Origin of the sequence: Mesorhizobium sp. B283B1A, assembly GCF_020165735.1 — a bacterium.
Classification (GTDB): Bacteria; Pseudomonadota; Alphaproteobacteria; order Rhizobiales; family Rhizobiaceae; genus Mesorhizobium; species Mesorhizobium opportunistum.
Genome location: NZ_JAIUIQ010000063.1, coordinates 12,557 through 30,307 on the forward strand (window position 1 = coordinate 12,557; position 17,751 = coordinate 30,307).

17 protein-coding genes are annotated in these 17,751 nt (G+C 64.0%); 16 read left to right on the plus strand and 1 reads right to left on the minus strand.

Annotation, left to right across the window (positions count from 1 at the left end):
* The 12 genes from LB577_RS30935 to LB577_RS30990 all read left to right on the plus strand — a co-directional run bounded on the left by LB577_RS30935 (position 1) and on the right by LB577_RS30990 (position 12,282).
* The gene (locus tag LB577_RS30935) at positions 1-1,527 is read left to right on the plus strand and encodes an ABC transporter substrate-binding protein (RefSeq protein WP_023766393.1); all 1,527 of its coding nucleotides are present in this window, start codon (positions 1-3) and stop codon (positions 1,525-1,527) included.
* A gap of 218 nt (positions 1,528-1,745) precedes the next feature.
* Positions 1,746-2,753 carry an ABC transporter permease gene (locus LB577_RS30940; protein ID WP_224690207.1) on the plus strand — a complete coding sequence of 336 codons (1,008 nt, stop codon included), beginning with the start codon at positions 1,746-1,748 and terminating at the stop codon, positions 2,751-2,753.
* Positions 2,746-3,594: an ABC transporter permease gene (locus LB577_RS30945; protein ID WP_224690208.1), complete on the plus strand. Its 849-nt coding sequence runs from the start codon at positions 2,746-2,748 to the stop codon at positions 3,592-3,594. The genes LB577_RS30940 and LB577_RS30945 overlap by 8 nt, the downstream gene beginning before the upstream one ends.
* On the plus strand, positions 3,591-4,469 hold the full coding sequence (locus tag LB577_RS30950; RefSeq protein WP_224690209.1) for an ABC transporter ATP-binding protein: 879 nt from the start codon (positions 3,591-3,593) through the stop codon (positions 4,467-4,469). The genes LB577_RS30945 and LB577_RS30950 overlap by 4 nt, the downstream gene beginning before the upstream one ends.
* Entirely contained in the window at positions 4,462-5,298 is an 837-nt protein-coding gene (locus LB577_RS30955; RefSeq protein WP_224690210.1) for an ATP-binding cassette domain-containing protein, read from the plus strand. The genes LB577_RS30950 and LB577_RS30955 overlap by 8 nt, the downstream gene beginning before the upstream one ends.
* Before the next feature lie 77 nt (positions 5,299-5,375).
* Positions 5,376-5,975 carry a VOC family protein gene (locus LB577_RS30960; protein ID WP_224690211.1) on the plus strand — a complete coding sequence of 200 codons (600 nt, stop codon included), beginning with the start codon at positions 5,376-5,378 and terminating at the stop codon, positions 5,973-5,975.
* A 143-nt stretch (positions 5,976-6,118) separates the two neighbouring features.
* On the plus strand, positions 6,119-8,413 hold the full coding sequence (locus LB577_RS30965; RefSeq protein ID WP_224690212.1) for a bifunctional salicylyl-CoA 5-hydroxylase/oxidoreductase: 2,295 nt from the start codon (positions 6,119-6,121) through the stop codon (positions 8,411-8,413).
* Positions 8,410-9,183: an SDR family NAD(P)-dependent oxidoreductase gene (locus tag LB577_RS30970; protein ID WP_224690213.1), complete on the plus strand. Its 774-nt coding sequence runs from the start codon at positions 8,410-8,412 to the stop codon at positions 9,181-9,183. Before LB577_RS30965 ends, LB577_RS30970 begins: the two co-directional genes overlap by 4 nt.
* A complete protein-coding gene (locus LB577_RS30975; protein ID WP_224690214.1) occupies positions 9,177-9,647 on the plus strand; it encodes a MarR family winged helix-turn-helix transcriptional regulator in 471 nt (156 codons plus the stop codon). Before LB577_RS30970 ends, LB577_RS30975 begins: the two co-directional genes overlap by 7 nt.
* Positions 9,644-10,456, plus strand: coding sequence for an enoyl-CoA hydratase family protein (locus LB577_RS30980; protein WP_224690215.1), 813 nt, complete (start codon positions 9,644-9,646; stop codon positions 10,454-10,456). The genes LB577_RS30975 and LB577_RS30980 overlap by 4 nt, the downstream gene beginning before the upstream one ends.
* A gap of 227 nt (positions 10,457-10,683) precedes the next feature.
* Positions 10,684-11,832 (plus strand): acyl-CoA dehydrogenase family protein, encoded by a 1,149-nt coding sequence (locus LB577_RS30985; RefSeq protein WP_224690216.1) that lies wholly within the window; start codon positions 10,684-10,686, stop codon positions 11,830-11,832.
* Positions 11,833-11,886: 54 nt separating this feature from the next.
* On the plus strand, positions 11,887-12,282 hold the full coding sequence (locus tag LB577_RS30990) for a RidA family protein (RefSeq protein ID WP_023766384.1): 396 nt from the start codon (positions 11,887-11,889) through the stop codon (positions 12,280-12,282).
* 36 nt (positions 12,283-12,318) lie between these two features.
* On the opposite strand, the gene LB577_RS30995 is transcribed toward LB577_RS30990, so the two are convergent.
* On the minus strand, positions 12,319-13,410 hold the full coding sequence (locus LB577_RS30995) for an LLM class flavin-dependent oxidoreductase (protein ID WP_224690217.1): 1,092 nt from the start codon (positions 13,408-13,410) through the stop codon (positions 12,319-12,321).
* A gap of 121 nt (positions 13,411-13,531) precedes the next feature.
* Between LB577_RS30995 and LB577_RS31000 the strand changes: the two genes are divergently transcribed.
* The 4 genes from LB577_RS31000 to LB577_RS31015 all read left to right on the plus strand — a co-directional run bounded on the left by LB577_RS31000 (position 13,532) and on the right by LB577_RS31015 (position 17,643).
* The gene (locus LB577_RS31000; protein WP_224690218.1) at positions 13,532-14,293 is read left to right on the plus strand and encodes an HpcH/HpaI aldolase family protein; all 762 of its coding nucleotides are present in this window, start codon (positions 13,532-13,534) and stop codon (positions 14,291-14,293) included.
* Positions 14,294-14,690: 397 nt separating this feature from the next.
* Positions 14,691-15,488 (plus strand): ABC transporter substrate-binding protein, encoded by a 798-nt coding sequence (locus tag LB577_RS31005; protein WP_224690225.1) that lies wholly within the window; start codon positions 14,691-14,693, stop codon positions 15,486-15,488.
* A gap of 141 nt (positions 15,489-15,629) precedes the next feature.
* Positions 15,630-16,304 (plus strand): amino acid ABC transporter permease, encoded by a 675-nt coding sequence (locus LB577_RS31010; protein ID WP_023766380.1) that lies wholly within the window; start codon positions 15,630-15,632, stop codon positions 16,302-16,304.
* Between the two features lie 49 nt (positions 16,305-16,353).
* Positions 16,354-17,643, plus strand: a complete 1,290-nt coding sequence (locus LB577_RS31015; RefSeq protein WP_224690226.1) for a cysteine desulfurase-like protein — start codon at positions 16,354-16,356, stop codon at positions 17,641-17,643.
* Positions 17,644-17,751 lie beyond the last annotated feature (108 nt).

The following is a 17,751-nucleotide window of genomic DNA, read 5'->3' on the forward strand; positions in this document are numbered from 1 at the left end:
ATGACAATCAACAGACGCGAATTGCTCGGATACAGTGCCGCGGCACTCGGCGTGGCCGCAATTGGCCTGCCACAGATCGCCAAGGCTGCCGGCGAACTGACCATCGCCTATAACGTCAACCTGCCGTCCTGGGATCCGACGACCGGCCCTTCGGCGGTCAACCCGACGATCCAGGGCCTCTACCAGTCGGTGTTCGACCAGTTCATCCCGCAGAAGCCGGACCTGTCCTTCGCGCCGGGCCTGCTCACCGAATGGGGCTGGAACGACGACCGCACCAAGGTGATGATGACGGTGCGCGAAGGCGTGAAATGGCATGACGGCTCGCCCTTCACGCCCGAGGACGTGGTGTGGTCGCTGCAGCGGGCGGGCGACGAAAAGACCGGCAACCCGATCCAGTTCGTCTGGAAGAACGTCAACAACTTCAAGATCGACGGCAATAAGATCACCGGCGATGTCGTGCAGTTCGACCCGGTCTATTTCAAATGGATGTCGTTCCTGACCGGCTACATCCTGCCCAAGGCCTATTACGAGAAGGTCGGCGCCGAAGGCTTCGAGAAAGCGCCGATCGGCACCGGCCCCTACATGGTCGAGAAGTTCGAGCGCAATGCCTTCCTGCGGCTGAAGGCCAACCCGACCTACTGGGGCGGCAAGCCGGCCTTCGAGAATGTGACGATCAAGTTCGTCGCCGATGCGGCGAGCCGCGTCGCCGAGATCGAGTCCGGCTCCTCGCAGGTGACGCTCGAAATCCCCTATGAGGAGTATGACCGGCTGATCGCCAAGGACGGGCTTGCCGGCTCGTGCAAGCCGGTTTCCGACATTGGCATGATCTTCTTCAACGACATTGAAGCGATGCTGGACAAGAATGTCCGCCAGGCCGCCGTCATGGCGGTGGACAAGGAGCTTCTGGTCAAGCGGCTACTGCGAGGCTATGGCCAGCCGATCGCTACGCTGGAAACACCGGAGTACACGGCCTTCGACGCCTCGATCAAGGTCGAGCACAATCCGGAAAAGGCCAAGGAATTGCTGGCGGCGTCCGGCTATTCGCCGGAGAAGCCGGTCAAGTTCACCATCCAGACGACCAAGGGCTTCAAGCCCAAGGACTATGAGATGATCCAGGCGATCGTCGGCATGTGGCGCAAGGTCGGCATCGAGGCGACGATCGAGGTCTACGAAATCGCCAAGCACTACGAGTTGCGCGCCGCCGACAAGCTGGCGCCGGCCGCCTTCTACAATTGGGGCAACGCCATCGGCGACCCGACCACGTCGACCGGCTTTGCCATGTATGGCCCGAGCCCGCACTCCGTGTGGGACAGCCAGGACCTGATCGACATGATCAACCCGCTATGGGGCGAGAAGGACGAAGCCAAGCGCATCGCCGGCTGGAAGGCAGTCGACAAATACATCGCCGAGCAGGCCTATGTGCTGCCGCTGATGCAGTACGCGCAGCCGATCGTGCATGCCAAGGGCGTCAACGTGGTCCAGCATGTGTCCGGCGCCCTTTTGCCGGCCTTGATGACCCCGGCCTGAGACAAGCTAGGAGGCATGCCGTCGCGAAGGCGACGTGCCTCTCCAACTACGCAGGCCCCCTCATCCGGCCCTTCGGGCCACCTTCTCCCTTCCGGGAGAAGGGACGGGCTCAGCCATCCGTGACCTCTTCTCCCTCGGGGAGAAGCTGGCCGCGAAGCGGCTGGATGAGGGGGCTGTTCGTTCCATCGGTCGCTTAAACGCACTGGACTTACGCCGGCATGCTTCTGCAACGCTTCCTGATCCGTCTTTTGACGATGCTGATCACGCTGTTCGGCGTGGCCGTCGTCGTGTTCGTCGTGATCCGCGTCGCGCCCGGCGATCCGATCGCGATGATGCTGCCGCCCGGCGCGACCGATGCCGACATTGCCCGGCTGCGGGCGCTCTATGGGCTCGACAAGACGATCGTGCAGCAATTCTTCATCTGGCTGTCCGGCGTGGTCCGGGGCGATTTCGGCACCTCGATTTCGCTCAGGCAAGACGTGCTCGGCCTTGTCTTCAACCGGCTGCCGGCGACGCTGGAACTCGCCATCGTAGCGCTGATCATGGCGGTGGCGCTCGGCGGCACGACGGCGGTCCTCGGCGCCCGCGAGCGCGGCACCGCGGTCGAAGCCGGCATCGACATCGCCAGCGGGGCGGCACTGTCCATTCCCGACTTCCTGTGGGGCCTGGTGCTGATCCTTTTGTTCGGCGTGCTGGTGCCGATCTTCGACATTTCCGGCCGCGTGTCGCCGCAACTCGACCTGCCCTTCGTCACCCAGTTCTATCTGTTCGAGAGCATTTTACGCCTGCGCTTCGACCTGACCTGGGACCTGCTGAAGCACATGCTGATGCCGGCGGTGGCGCTGGCGTTGCCGCTGGCGGCGATCATCTCGCAGCTGCTGAAGCAGTCGCTGAAGGAAGTGCTCGACCTCGACTATGTCGTGCTGGCGCGGGTGAAGGGATTTTCGGAAACGCAGGTCATCCTGCGCGAGGCGCTGAAGAACGCGGCTTTGCCGGCGCTGACCCTGGTCGGTGTGCAGTTCACCTTCCTGATCGGCGGCACGGTCATCGTCGAACGGCTGTTTTCCTATGAGGGCCTGGGCAACATGGCAATCGATGCCGTCATCAACCGCGACCTCCCGCTGATCCAGGGCATCGTGCTGGTCTTCGCGCTGCTGTTCGTGCTGATCAACCTTTCCGTCGACATGATGTATGCGCTGCTCAATCCGAGGCTGCGCCATGGATGAGGCGCGCGCCCCGAGACGCGCTGTCTCGCCACGCCTGTGGCTCGCCGGCGGCTGGCTGCTGCTGGCGCTGCTGGCGGCGATCTTCGCACCGCTGGTCGCGCCGCAGGATCCGCTGGGGCAGGATTTGATGCTGGAACGGCTGCCGCCGTTCTGGCTCGATGGCGCCGAGCCCGGCTATTGGCTGGGCACCGACAGCCTCGGCCGCGATCTCTTGTCCCGCCTGATCTTCGGCGGACGCATCGCCTTCATCGTCGCCTTTGCCGCGGCCATCGCCGCCTGCCTGGTCGGCTCGATGTTGGGGCTCATCGCCGGCTATTTCGGCGGCTGGGCCGACCGCATCATCTCGCGCATCGTCGATGTCTGGATGGCGTTCCCGCCGGTGCTGTTCGCCATCCTTTTGGTGGCCGTGCTCGGCACCGGCCTGAGCTCGGTCATCATCGCCATTGCCGTCATCGACTGGACGCGTTTTTGCCGGGTGATCCGGGCCGAGACGATGGGCCAGTCGCGCATGGACTATGTCGAGAATGCCCGCATCGCCGGCTATGGCCGCATCGGCATCATGCTGCGCGAAGTGCTGCCCAATGTGGTGCCTTCGATCGTGGCCCTGCTGTCGCTGGAAATGGGCATCGCCGTCATCGTCGAGGCCATCCTGTCCTTCGTCAATCTGTCGATCTCGACCGATGATCCGACCTGGGGCGGCATCATCGCCGAGGGCCGACTTTCGATTCATCAGGCATGGTGGGTTCTGGTGTTTCCGCTGGTCACGCTGATCCTCACCGTGCTGTCGTTCAGCCAGTTTGGCGAAGCGCTGAAGACGCGTTTCGACCCGGTGCTGCGATGAGCGCCTGTCTCGATATCGCCAATCTGAGCGCCCTGCTGCCGAACGGCCAGCGCGTGCTGCGCTCGGTTTCGCTCTCCGTACAGCCCGGCGAGGTGCGCGCGCTGGTCGGCGAGAGCGGCGCCGGCAAGACGATGATCGGCAAGGCGGTGCTTGGTGTCCTGCCGTCAAGCGTGCACATCGTCGAAGGCGACATGCGGCTCGAAGGGGAGGATCTTGGCAAGCTAGCGCCCAAGGCACGGCGCACGCTGATCGGCGCGCGGACGGCGCTGATCCCGCAGGATCCTCTGACCGCGCTCAACCCGTCACGCCGCATCGGTCCTCAGATGACCGACCGGCTAGTACGCATTCTCGGCTGGAATGCAGTGAAGGCCAACACCCGAATTCGCCAGTTGCTGGACGAGGTGCAGATCCGCGACCCCGACCGGGTGCTGAAAAGCTATCCACATGAATTGTCCGGCGGGATGCGCCAGCGCGTGCTGATCGCCGCAGCCTTTGCCGCCGAGCCAAGGCTGATCGTCGCCGATGAACCGACCACTGCGCTCGACGTCACCGTGCAGAAGCAGATCCTGCGGCTGATCGCGCAATTGCAGCGCGAACACGGCACGGCGATCCTGTTCGTTACTCATGACCTCGGCGTCGTCGCCAAGATCAGCCAGAAAGTGTCGGTGCTTTATGCCGGCAAGGTGGTGGAAGAGGCCGACACGGCTGCTCTGTTCGCCGCGCCGCAGCATCCCTACACACGGGCGCTGATGGCTGCCACGCCGCGCTACACGGACCCGCTCGCCTCGCTGAAACCGGTGGACGAGACGGTGCTGGCCGGGCTCGCCGCCGAGATCTCCGCCGCCGACCAGGCCTGGAGGCGACCGCATGGCTGAGCCGCTGTTTTCGGTGCGCGGGCTGAAGGTGGCGCTGCCCGACATGACGCGCAAGCCGCTGATCGGCCGCGCGCCCCTGGCCCAGATCCTGAAAGGGCTGGACTTCGACCTGCCTCGCGGTTCGGTGACCGGCATCGTCGGCGAATCCGGTTCCGGCAAGTCGACGCTCGGCCGCGCCTTGGTACGGCTCTCGGAACCCAGCGCAGGCAGCATCCGCTTCGACGGCCGCGATATCACGCATCTGGCGGAGAATGAGCTGCGGCCGTTGCGCCGCGACCTGCAGATGATCTTCCAGGATCCGATGTCCTCGCTCAACCCGCGTCGCACCATTGCCAGCATCATCGCCGCTCCGCTCAAGCAGAACGGCCTTGGCGACAACCTCAAGAGCCGCGTCGCCGAGGCCTTGCAACGTGTCGGCCTGCCGCAGAGTTTTGCCTGCCGCTACCGCCACGAACTGTCTGGTGGCCAGCGCCAGCGCGTCGGCATTGCGCGCGCACTGGCGCTGTCGCCGAAATTCGTGCTGGCCGACGAGATCGTCTCCGGGCTCGACGTCTCGACGCAAGCGCAGATCCTCACTCTGCTGGAAAAGCTCGCGGCGGAAATGGGCCTGACGGTCGCCTTCATCAGCCACGATCTGTCCGTCATCCGGCGGCTCTGCCAGCAAGTGATCGTCATGCGCGAAGGCGTGATCGTCGAGGCGAGCGCCACCGACGCGCTGTTCGACAAGCCGCAGCAGGCCTACACGCGTGACCTCATCGCAGCCATTCCGCTGCCCGAGATCGATGCGGGCTGGCTGGACATTCCTTCCGCCGCCAAGGCGCCGACATGAATGCATACGCACGCCGAAGAGCGGGGCTCGGACGTGCGACCACAAGACCCAAGTTCCGCCAAATGGAGAGGACCGACATGAAGACGATACTTAGAATTGCAACGCTCGCCGCCGCGACGCTCGGCAGCGCCGGCATGGCCAGCGCCAGTTCGATCCCGGGCATGCGCGGGCACGACCACACCGGCATCACCGTTCCCGACATGAAGCAAGCGGTCGACTTCTTCACCGAAGTCGTCGGCTGCAAGAAGGCGATGTCGTTCGGTCCGTTCGCCGACGACAAGGGCACCTTCATGCAGGATCTCCTGGGTGTCGATCCCAAGGCCGTCATCGAGCAGGTCACCATGGTCCGCTGCGGCTATGGATCGAACATCGAGCTGTTCAAATACACAGCACCCGACCAGAAGAACCTGACACCTAAGAACAGTGACATTGGCGGCTTCCACATCGCCTTCTATGTCGACGATGTCGCCGCCGCCAAAGCCTATCTCGACGGCAAGGGCGTCAAGACACGCTTGGGTCCATTGCCAGTCAAGGAAGGGCCCGCCGCCGGCCAGACCATTCTCTATTTCCAGGCGCCATGGGGACTGCAACTGGAAGCGATCAGCTATCCCACGGGGATGGCCTATGAGAAGGGCGCCGAGACAGTGCTGTGGAGCCCGAAGAACCCGGAAAAGTGATATTTGGCGGTGCGCTTGCGGATGGACACGCAAACGCACCGCCGCGCTGTTGACCAATGATTTCGGCATAAAACTTTAAGCTTGAAATATCTGGCTTCCGGCGCGATACTTGAGATGCAGCAAGCGAAGAGGAGATCGCACGGATGAAGGTTGCGGTTCTCGGCGGCGGACCAGCCGGCCTCTACTTTGCCATTTCGATGAAGCTCAGGGATGCCGCGCATGATGTGACGGTATACGAGCGCAACCGCGCCGACGACACATTCGGCTGGGGCGTCGTGCTGTCGGCCGAGACGCTCGAAAACCTCGCCAAAAATGACCCGGTGAGCGCCGTCTGGATCAAGAAGCATTTCGCCTATTGGGACGACATCGCGGTCATCCATGATGGCGTGCGCACGGTCTCCTCAGGCCACGGTTTCTGCGGCATCGGCCGCAAGCGGCTGTTGATCCTGCTGCAGCGGCGCGCGCGCGAACTCGGCGTCAAGCTGATGTTCGAGACCGACATCGCAGACCCCAAAGCCTACATGGAGACGCATGATCTGGTCGTTGCCGCGGACGGGCTGAACTCCAGGGCGCGCAACAGCTTCGTCGATATCTTCAAGCCCGACATCGACACCCGCAAATGCAAGTTCGTCTGGCTCGGCACCAAGCAGAAATTCGACGACGCGTTCACATTCATCTTCGAAAAGACCGAAAATGGCTGGGTCTGGGCGCACGCCTACCAGTTCGACAGCGACACCGCGACCTTCATCGTCGAGTGCAGCGAACAGACCTGGGCTGCCTTCGGCTTCGGCGCGATGACGCAGCAGGAATCGATCGCCGTCTGCGAGAAGATCTTCGCCAAACATCTTGGCGGCCACGCACTGATGACCAATGCCAACCATATCCGTGGTTCGGCCTGGATCAATTTCCCGCGCGTTCTTTGCGAACGTTGGTCGTACAAGAACCTGGCCTTGATGGGTGACGCGGCGGCATCGGCGCATTTCTCGATCGGTTCCGGCACCAAGCTCGCACTGGAAAGCGCCGTGGCGCTGGCCGAGTATGTCGAGACCGAGCCCGACCTCGACGCCGCCTTCCGCAAATATGAGGATGCGCGCCGCACCGAGGTGCTGAAGCTGCAATCGGCGGCGCGCAATTCGCTGGAATGGTTCGAGGAAGTCGAGCGCTATCTCGGCCTCGATCCGGTGCAGTTCAACTATTCGCTTTTGACCCGTTCGCAGCGCATCAGCCACGAGAATTTGCGGCTGCGCGATGCCGAATGGCTGGGTGGCGCGGAAGAATGGTTCCAGCGCCAGGCCGGCGCCGGCGGCAACAGCCTGCGCCGCGCGCCGATGTTCGCCCCGTTCAAGCTACGCGACATGCAGCTCGGCAACCGCGTCGTCGTCTCGCCGATGGCGCAGTACAAGGCGGTCGACGGCTGCCCGACCGACTGGCATTTCACCCACTATGCCGAGCGCGCCAAGGGCGGCGCCGGCCTCATCTATATCGAGATGACCTGCGTCAGCCCCGAGGGGCGGATCACGCCCGGCTGTCCCGGTTTCTACGCGCCAGAACATGAGGTGTCATGGAAGCGGCTGGTCGATTTCGTCCACTCCGAGACCGAAGCGAAGATCTGCGCCCAGATCGGCCATTCCGGCGCCAAGGGCTCGACCCGGCTCGGCTGGGAAGGCACCGACGTGCCGCTGACCTCGGGCAACTGGCCGGTCATGGCGGCTTCCGCCGTCGCGTGGTCGCCGCAGAATCAGATGCCGAAGGCGATGGACCGCGCCGACATGGACAAAGTGCGCGACGAATTCGTGGCCTCAGCCGAGATGGCCGATCGCTGCGGCTTCGACATGCTCGAGATCCATGCCGCGCACGGTTATCTCTTGTCGTCCTTCATCACGCCGGTCACCAACCGGCGCACGGATCAATATGGCGGTTCGTTGGAAAACCGCATGCGCTATCCCCTCGAAATCTTCCGCGCGGTGCGTGCCGCCTGGCCGGCGGGAAAGCCGATCTCGATGCGCATTTCGGCCAATGACTGGGTGGGCATCGAAGGCGTGACACCGGCCGACGCGGTCGAGATCGCAAGATTGCTGCATGAGGCCGGCGTCGACATCTGCGACGTCTCGGCCGGCCAGACATCGGCACTGGCGAAGCCGGTCTATGGCCGCATGTTCCAGACGCCGTTTTCCGACCGCATCCGCAACGAGGTCGGCATGGCGACGATGGCTGTCGGCAACATCTATGAGCCGGACCATGTGAATTCGATCCTGATGGCCGGCCGCGCCGATCTGGTGGCCCTGGCCCGGCCGCATCTCGCCGACCCCTACTGGACGCTGCACGCCGCCGTGACGCTCGGCGACCGCGGCGTGAAATGGCCGGATCCCTATCTGCCCGGACGCGACCAGCTCTACCGCCTGGCCGAGCGCGATGCCGCCGCGGGGCTGAAAGTATGACGGGCGCGACCGGGATCCCCGGCAAGCATGCGCTGGTCACCGGTGGCGGTTCCGGTGTCGGCCGGGCCATTGCGCTGGCGCTGGCGGGCGTCGGCATCGACGTCACCATTTGCGGTCGCCGTGAGGCCGAGCTTACCAAGGTGGCCGGCGAAAGTGACCGCATTTTTGGCATCACCGCCGATGTCACCAATGAGGAGTCCATGTCCTCGCTCTACGAGACGGCAGAAGCCGCGCGCGGGGCCTTCGACATCGTCGTTGCCAATGCCGGGATGGCCGGCAGCACGCCGGCGCACAAGACGACGCTCGCCGATTGGCAGCGCACGCTGGACGTCAATTTGACCGGCGCCTTCCTGACGGTGAAGCCGGCACTGGCCAGGATGGCTGCGCGCAAGGCAGGGCGGATCGTGTTCATCGCATCCACAGCCGGGCTGAAGGGCTACGCCTATGTCGCGCCTTACGTCGCAGCCAAGCATGGCGTCGTCGGCCTGATGCGGGCTCTTGCCGCCGAGACGGCCAAGTCCGGCGTCACCGTCAATGCCGTGTGTCCGGGTTTCGTGGAGACGGACATGCTGGAACAGTCCATCCAGCGCATCATCGAAAAGACCGGCCGTTCGGCCGGCGAGGCGCGAACGAGCCTTGCCTCGACCAATCCGCAAGGCCGCTTCATCCAGCCGCAAGAGGTCGCCGCCGCCGTGCTGTGGCTGTGCGGCGATGCGGCGCAATCGATCACCGGACAGGCGATTTCCATCTCGGGAGGTGAAACATGGTAGCCGGCCCCCTGCCCGCGCCATCGGGAGCCGGCAAGGACCGCTTGCGCCTGTGGATCAGGCTGCTGCGTGCCTCGCGCACCATCGAGGCCGAACTGCGCGAGCGGCTGAAGAAGGACTTCAACACGACGCTGCCGCGCTTCGACGTGATGGCCGCACTCTATCGTGCGCCGGAAGGCATGCTGATGAGCGACCTGTCGCGCTTCCTTTTGGTGTCCAACGGCAACGTCACCGGCATTGTCGACCGGCTCGTGTCAGAAGGGCTGGTGGCCCGCGCGCGCCGCAATGGCGACCGCCGCACCTCTATGGTGCGGCTGACCGATGAAGGCACCAAATCCTTTGCCACCATCGCCGCCGCGCATGAGGGCTGGATCGGCGAATTGCTGGGCAAGGTCAGCGAGGACGACGCACGCCGGCTGACCGGCATGCTGACCTCGTTCCGCAGCAACTGGGAGGGACGCGAATGACCGGGATGGCCGGGCTCAAGCCGAAGCATTTCCTCTGGGAAGTCGAGGGCAGGATCGCCAAGGTCCGGCTCGACCGGCCGGAGCGCAAGAATCCGTTGACCTTCGACAGCTATGCGGAACTGCGCGATACGTTCCGCGACCTCGTCTATGCCGACGATGTCGATGCCGTCGTGTTCCTGTCCAACGGCGGCAATTTCTGCTCCGGCGGCGATGTCCACGACATTATCGGTCCGCTGGTCAAGATGGACATGAAAGAGCTCCTGGCCTTCACCCGCATGACCGGCGATTTCGTCAAGGCGATGCTGAATTGCGGCAAGCCGATCATCGCGGCGGTCGATGGTGTCGCGGTTGGCGCCGGCGCCATCATCGCCATGAGCTCCGACATCCGCATCGCCACCCCGGAAGCCAAGACCGCGTTCCTGTTCACGCGCGTCGGTCTTGCCGGCTGCGACATGGGTGCCTGCGCGATCCTGCCGCGCATCATCGGCCACGGTCGGGCCGCCGAACTGCTCTACACCGGCCGCACCATGACGGCCGCCGAGGGCGAGCGCTGGGGGTTCTACAACAGGCTGGTCGATGCGGCGGCGCTCGAGGCCGACGCCCTCGACATGGCGGCGCGCATCGTCTCCGGTCCGACCTTCGCCCACGGCATCACCAAGACGCAGCTCAACCAGGAATGGTCGATGGGCCTCGATCAAGCGATCGAGGCCGAAGCGCAGGCGCAGGCGATCTGCATGCAGACGCGCGATTTCGAGCGCGCCTACAAGGCGTTCGTGGCCAAGGAAAAGCCGGTGTTCGAGGGGAATTGAGATGGGCGCATTGCTAGAAATGCTGGCGGAACAGCGCCCCCCTCTGTCCTGCCGGACATCTCCCCCTCTAGGGAGGAGATCGGCTGTCGTGCACGCTTTCGCCAATCGCCAGCGCCGCAAGATGGGCGCCGGCGCCCAAGCTGCCAATCTCCCCCCTAGAGGGGGAGATGTCCGGCAGGACAGAGGGGGGCGCCGTAGAGCGCAACGCCTCAACCGCGGAGGCACCAATGCCTGACCGTTCCTTCCTCAACTGGCCCTTCTTCGAGGACCGCCATCGCGACCTCGCCGAGCGCCTCGAATCCTGGTGCCAGCAAAACCTCCCCGTAGATCATCACGACGTCGATGCCGCCTGCCGCGAACTCGTGGCGAAACTTGGCCGCGACGGCTGGCTGAAACCGACGGCACTCGACACGGACAATCCGGGACCACTCGATGTGCGCACTTTGTGCATCACGCGCGAGACGCTGGCGCGGCATGATGGGCTGGCGGATTTCGCCTTCGCCATGCAGGGGCTGGGCACCGGCGCGGTCAGCCTGTTCGGCACGCCGGAGCAGCAGCAATGGCTTTCGAAGACACGCGCCGGCAAGGCGATTTCGGCCTTTGCCCTGTCGGAACCGCGCTCTGGATCGGATGTCGCCAACACGGAGATGACGGCGACACGCGACGGCGACGGCTATGTCCTTACGGGCGAAAAGACCTGGATTTCCAACGGCGGCATCGCCGATCTCTATGTCGTGTTTGCCCGCACAGGCGAGGCGCCGGGCGCGAAGGGGCTCTCCGCCTTTCTCGTGCCAGGCGACGCCAAAGGGCTTGGCATCGCCGAGCGTCTCGAAGTGATCGCGCCGCATCCGCTGGCGCGGCTGTCCTTCGATCAGGTCCGCCTGCCCGCCACCGCACTGATCGGCAAGCCCGGCGACGGCTTCCGTATCGCCATGTCGGTGCTCGACGTGTTCCGCTCGACGGTCGGCGCGGCGGCGCTCGGCTTTGCCCGCCGCGCGCTGGATGAGAGCATCAAGAGGGTGGCCGAGCGCAAGCTGTTCGGCGCGCCGATGGGCGAACTGCAGATGGTGCAAGGACACATCGCCGACATGGCGCTCGACGTCGATGCGGCGGCCCTTCTTATCTACCGCGCCGCCTGGACCAAGGACATGGGCGCGGCCCGGGTGACGCGCGAGGCGGCGATGGCCAAGCTGTTCGCCACCGACAAGGCGCAGGAGGTGATCGACAAGGCCGTGCAGCTGCATGGCGGCGACGGGGTCCGCAAAGGCCACATCGTCGAGAGCCTGTATCGCGAGATCCGCGCGCTGCGCATCTATGAGGGCGCATCGGACGTGCAGAAAGTGGTCATCGCGCGGCAAGTGATGGGCGCGGCCTGACGGCGAGATATTCGATTTTGAGACTTGGATTTTTGAAATACCGGGAGGCTTGAAATGCACGAGATTTTGCAGCCGGCGGGCTGGGCCAAACCGGTCGGCTACGCCAATGGCGTCGCGGCGCGTGGGCGGCTCGTCTTCGTCGGCGGACAGGTCGGCTGGAACGGGCAATGCCAGTTCGAAACCGACGATTTTGTCGGCCAGGTGCGGCAGACCCTTGCGAATATCGTGGCGGTGCTTGCCGAGGCCGGCGCCACGCCGCAGCACATCACCTCGATGACCTGGTATTTCACCGACAAGGCCGAATATCTGGCCAATCTCAGGGGGATCGGCGAGGCCTATCGCGAGGTGATCGGCCGACATTTTCCGGCGATGGCCGCCATGCAGGTGATGGCGCTGGTCGAGAACCGCGCCAAGGTGGAGATCCAGGCGACGGCGGTTATTCCGGACTAACGTCCGGAATAAAGAATTCGTTGTTCCCGGAATAATTTATGCGCGCAGCCCCGCCTTCCGCAAAATCGGCAGCACGTGATCGCAGAAATAGGGCAGCTCCTGCGTGTAATTGACGAAGGACAGGGCGATGCCCTGGTAGCCATGCCCGGCAATGGCGGCCATGTCGGCGGCGATCGTTTCCGGCGTCCCAATCAGCGGATAAGTGCCGGCGCCGCCGGCGAAACGCTGCCGGTAGCGGTCATAGGCGTACGGATCGTGCGATTGCGAGAATTCCTTCTTGCCGGCCATGTGGGCATCGACCGCGTCGTGGTCGGCCATATCGACGGCATAGCGCGTGTAATAGGCCTGCGCCTCCTCCATGGTCGGGCGGCAGACGACATGCGCCACGGTGTAGACGCCGACATCCCGGCCCACTCTGTCGGCCCGCTCGCTGATATCGGCGACATGTTTGCCGGCATCGCCCATTTCGGAGAAAGTCGTGAACAGATAGTCGCATCGGGCGGCGGCGAAATCGCGGCCCGGCCCGCCGAAAGCGGCGTTCATGGTCACCGGACGCGGAACCTGCAGGCTGGCCGGCCGGCTGACGGCTTCCTTGAGGCGATAGTAGGTGCCTTCATAGTCGAGAGGCTCGCTCGATGCATAAAGCCTTTCGAGTATCTCGATCCATTCCGCAGCCTGGTCGTAGCCCTTTTCGACCAAGGGCGTGCCGAACATGCCGAATTCCCTGGGGTTCCAGCCGCAGACGATGTTGAGGCCGGCGCGGCCCTGGCTGATGTGGTCGACCGTTGCCAGCGCCTTGGCGGCATAGAGCGGATGCACCAGCGGCACATGCACGGTCATGAACAAGCCGATCCGGTCGGTGGCCATGGCCAGCGCCGCCGCCCAGGTAAAAGTCTCGAACGACCATTCGCGCACCTTGTTGCGGCCGCCGAAGCCGCGCCAGCGGGCGATCGGCAGCATGAACTCCAGCCCCGCGCGGTCGGCGATCTGGGCGGCCGTCAGATTGTCCGGCCAGCTTGCCGTCCAGCGTTCCGGCACATCGGTGATGGCCAGACCGCCATCGGCATTGGTGGAAAAGACGCCGAGCTTCAGTTTGTTGGGGCCGTGCAAGGGATGTGGTTTGTTCATGTCGCGACTTCCCGGCGAAGATCGCACGCTACGGCCCCGCGAAAATATTTCAAGCATGAAACAGCTTCGTCTGGCGACGATTTGCGGATATGAATCCAGGCAGCACGAAAAAGGGGACGGCATGAGCGAATTCCGCCAGAAATGCATCGGCAAGACGAACCTCGTCGGTTCCTTCGCCGCCATTCCTCATCCCGTCGCGGTCGAAGTGATGGCACAGTCCGGCCTCGATTTTCTCTGCATCGACTGGGAGCATGCGCAGATTTCGCGCGACATGATCGAGACCATGGTGCGTGCGGCCGATGTCCACCGCGTTCCGGCGATGGTGCGGGTTCCCGGCCATGCGCCGGAAGCCATCCAGGCCGCACTCGACAGCGGCGCGCAGGGCGTGCTGGTGCCGCGCGTCTCGACCGCCGCCCAGGCGCAAGCAGCGGTGAAGGCATCTCGCTATCCGCCGAAAGGCGAGCGCGGCGTCGGACCCGGCCGGGCCGCCGGCTACGGCTATCGCATTCCCGAATATCTTTCCGGCGCCAACGACAGGACCGTCGTCGCGGTCCAGGTCGAGACAGCGGAGGGGCTTGCCAACATCGAGGCGATCGCGGCCGTGGAAGGCGTCGACATGGTCTTCGTCGGCCCCGGCGATCTCTCGGTGTCGATCGATGCGGTCGGACCGAACGGCGCTGACAAGCTCGCTGATACAATCCGGACGATCATCGGCGCGACGATCGCACATGGCAGGACAGCGGGCATATTTTGCGCCAGCCCGCAGAATGTCGGCCGATGGGCGGCCATCGGGGCGAGTTTCTTCGTGCTGGCCAGCGACACGATGTTTCTTGGCGCCGGCACCGCGGCCAACTGTGCCGCCGCACGCGACGAATTGGCTTGAGACGGGCGCAGCCCGGCAAAAAGGCGTATCGGTCAGGCAACAGGCCAGCCAAGCTTTTTAAGCTTAAAACTTTCGCCTTGAAAAGCGCCTCACTTTGGATAGCATTCAAAGTCGATGGGCGACTGCCGTGCCAAAGGGTTGCCGGCCAGTCCGTCGTCGAGTTCGGGGTGGGAGGGGTTCAGTCCTTGTCGTTTGTACCGGCCCAGTCATCGTCGAACGCGCGCTATGCTTTCGATGGCGTGCGCGCCCGTGATCCGCATGCAAAGAATCTCGCCAATCGCGCGCGCAGGCTCGCTGCCATGAATTGACGTCCCGCTGGGAGGTGGGGCGGCAAGAAACCGTGCGGGGGAACCCGCCCGATCAACAACCAGAGGGAACACCCCAGAGGGAACACCAAATGAAACTCACCCGTCGCAATCTCATCCTGCTCGCGGCCACCATCGGTATCGCCGCCGGCCCTGCCACCACCTATGCCGCCGATGTGCTCAATGTCGGCGCCTACCCGACCAATCCGCCCTTCGAGTACAAGAACGAGAGCGGCACCTTCGAGGGTTTCGAAGTCGACATCGTCAACGAAGCGGCAAAGCGCGTCGGCATGACCACCGACATCGCCGATCTCGGTTTCCAGGCGCTGTTCGCCGCCACCACCTCGAAGCGCATCGATGTCGCGATCTCGTCGATCACCATCACGCCCGAGCGGCTGAAGTCGCAGTCGTTCACGCAGCCCTACTATGATTCCGACATGGGCATCGCGACGAAGACCGACAGCGCTGTCAGCACCGAGGCCGACCTCAAGGGCAAGATCGTCGGCGTGTTGTCAGGCTCGACCGGCGAGACCTGGGTCAAGGGGCACCAGGAAGCCGATGGCTTCAGCGACGTGAAGGGCTATGACACGCAGCAGAACCTGCTGCTCGACCTCAGCGCCGGCCGCGTCGATGCCGCCGTCAGCGACATTCCGGGCATGGAATACTCCTTCACCAAGATGAAGGATTTGAAGGTCAAGCAGCGCATCAAGACCGGCGAACAGTACGGCCTGATGATGACCAAGGACCATCCGCTGCTCGGCAAGCTGAACGACGCGCTGACCGCGATGAAGACGGACGGCACGCTGGCCGCGATCCACAAGAAGTGGTTCGGCAGCGACGCGCCGGCCGATTCGTCGACCGTCAAGGAAATGCCGCTGCCGAAGGCCTGAGCGGCAATGCATTGACATCGTGCCGGCCTTCCACGCCGGCACGATTTTCATGCTCCGGCACTGGCTGCCGCAGGCCATCCCGCTGCAGGCGCGGGTCAACTGGTTTCAACCTGAGCATCCGTTGCTCTCGGGAACGCTCCCATGTCGCTGATCGACACTTTCTTCAACGCCGATGTCATCGCGTCGAGCCTGCCGGCGCTGTTGCGTGGTTTCCTGAACACGCTGCTGCTCGGAATCCTGAGCATCGGCATCGGCATCCCCATCGGACTGGTGATCAGCCTGCTGCGGCTCTATGCACCGAAGCCGCTGCGGTGGCTGGCGGTCGGCTACACCGACATCTTCCGCGCCCTGCCGGTGCTGGTCGTGCTGATCCTGATCTACTATGCGCTGCCCTTCCTCGGCATCCGCCTGTCGTCCTGGGCGTCCGCGGTGACGGCGTTCGCCATCATCATGTCGGCCTATTCCGCCGAAGTGTTCCGCTCCGGCATAGAGAGCATTCCGCGCGGCCAGTTCGAGGCCTCGCAGGCGCTTGGCCTGCCGTTCCTTTTGACCCTGCGCAAGGTGGTGCTGCCGCAAGCGGTGCGTGTCGTCATTCCGCCGATGACCAGCAATTGCGTCTCGATGTTCAAGGACACCTCGCTCGCCTCGACCGTGGCGCTGCCGGAGTTGCTCAAGGAAGCAACCAATGCGCAATCGCTCTACGCCAATCCTTCGCCGCTGATCGGCGCTGCGCTGGTCTATCTCATCTTCCTCTGGCCGATGGTCCGTCTCGTCAGCCTGCTTGAAGACCGCTTCAAGACTGAGAAGACGCGCTGACTTCGCCAACCGATTCCACCCCGACCAAGTCCTTCGCAGGAGCCTGCCCGTGAACAAGCACCAAACCGACAATGCGAGCGCCGCCGCGTTCCCCGTCGACGCCATCCGCGCCATGTTTCCCGCTCTGCAGCGGGCCGGCGATTTCATCTTCTTAGACAACGCCGCCGGCGCGCAGATCCCGCAGAGCGTGCTCGACGCGGTGACCAACCATCTGGTTTCACACAATGTGCAGCGCGGCGGCCGTTATGGCCGCAGCGTCACCGTCGACCAGTCGGTCGCCGACGCGCGCGAGAGCGTGGCCTTGTTGATCAACGCCTACAGCCCGGCGGAAATCTGCTTCGGCATGAACGCCACCTCGTTCATCCGACTGGTCAGCCTCGGTATCGGCCAGATGCTTGCCAAGGACACGGAAGGCGAGCGCGACGAGATCGTCATCACCGACATGGACCACGATGCCAACATCGCGACGTGGCTCGCGCTGGAATCCGCCGGCGCCAAATTCAAGTGGTGGCGGATGCGCGAGGACGGCAATCTGCATGTCGACGATCTGCGCCCGCTGGTCTCCGAGCGCACCCGCCTCGTCGCCTGCACGGTGACGGCGCATTCGATCGGCTCGATCGTCGATGTCGCTTCCGTGGCTGAAATCGCGCATGCGGTCGGCGCCGAAGTGTTCCTCGATTGCGTGCATTACGGACCGCACGGGCTGATCGACGTGCAGGCCTGGGACTGCGACTACCTCGTCTGCTCCGGCTACAAGAACTTCTCGCCGCATATGGGCTTCCTGTGGGGTCGCTTCGAGACATTGAAGCGGCTGCCGACGTTCCGCGAGGATTTCATCCCGGACGAACCGCCCTACAAGGTCGAGGCCGGCACCTTCATCTACGAGAACGTGTCGGGCATGGACGCGGCCGTGCAGTATCTGGAGCTGATCGGCCGCAATCTCGCGCCCTCCAACAACCGCTCGCGGCGCGACAACATCGTCGCCGGCATGGGCGCCATCCGTGATTACGAGTTGCTTTTAGCGCGCGAGATGCTCGGCGTGCTCAAGAACTGCGGCGCGACGATCTATGGTGTGGCCGACGAGGGCCGCATCCATGAGCGCGTGCCGACCTTCTGCTTCAACATCGGCAAGTTGTCGCCGCAGCGGATCGTCGAGGAGATGGCCGACATGCAGATCGGCATCCGCGACGGCCACATGTACGCGCCGCGCCTGATGAAGCGCCTCAATTTGTCGATGGACAGCGGCGCCATCCGCGCCTCGCTGGTCCACTATAACACCGTCGAGGAGATCAGGCGCTTCGGCAAAGCGCTGCGCGCGATTGTTGCGAAGCTCTCGTGAGCTGATCTCTTCGCGAGATGCCGGCGGGACAGCGCCCCCCTCTGTCCTGCCGGACATCTCCCCCACAAGGGGGGAGATTGGACGTCATCGCGGCTTTCGCTAATCGTC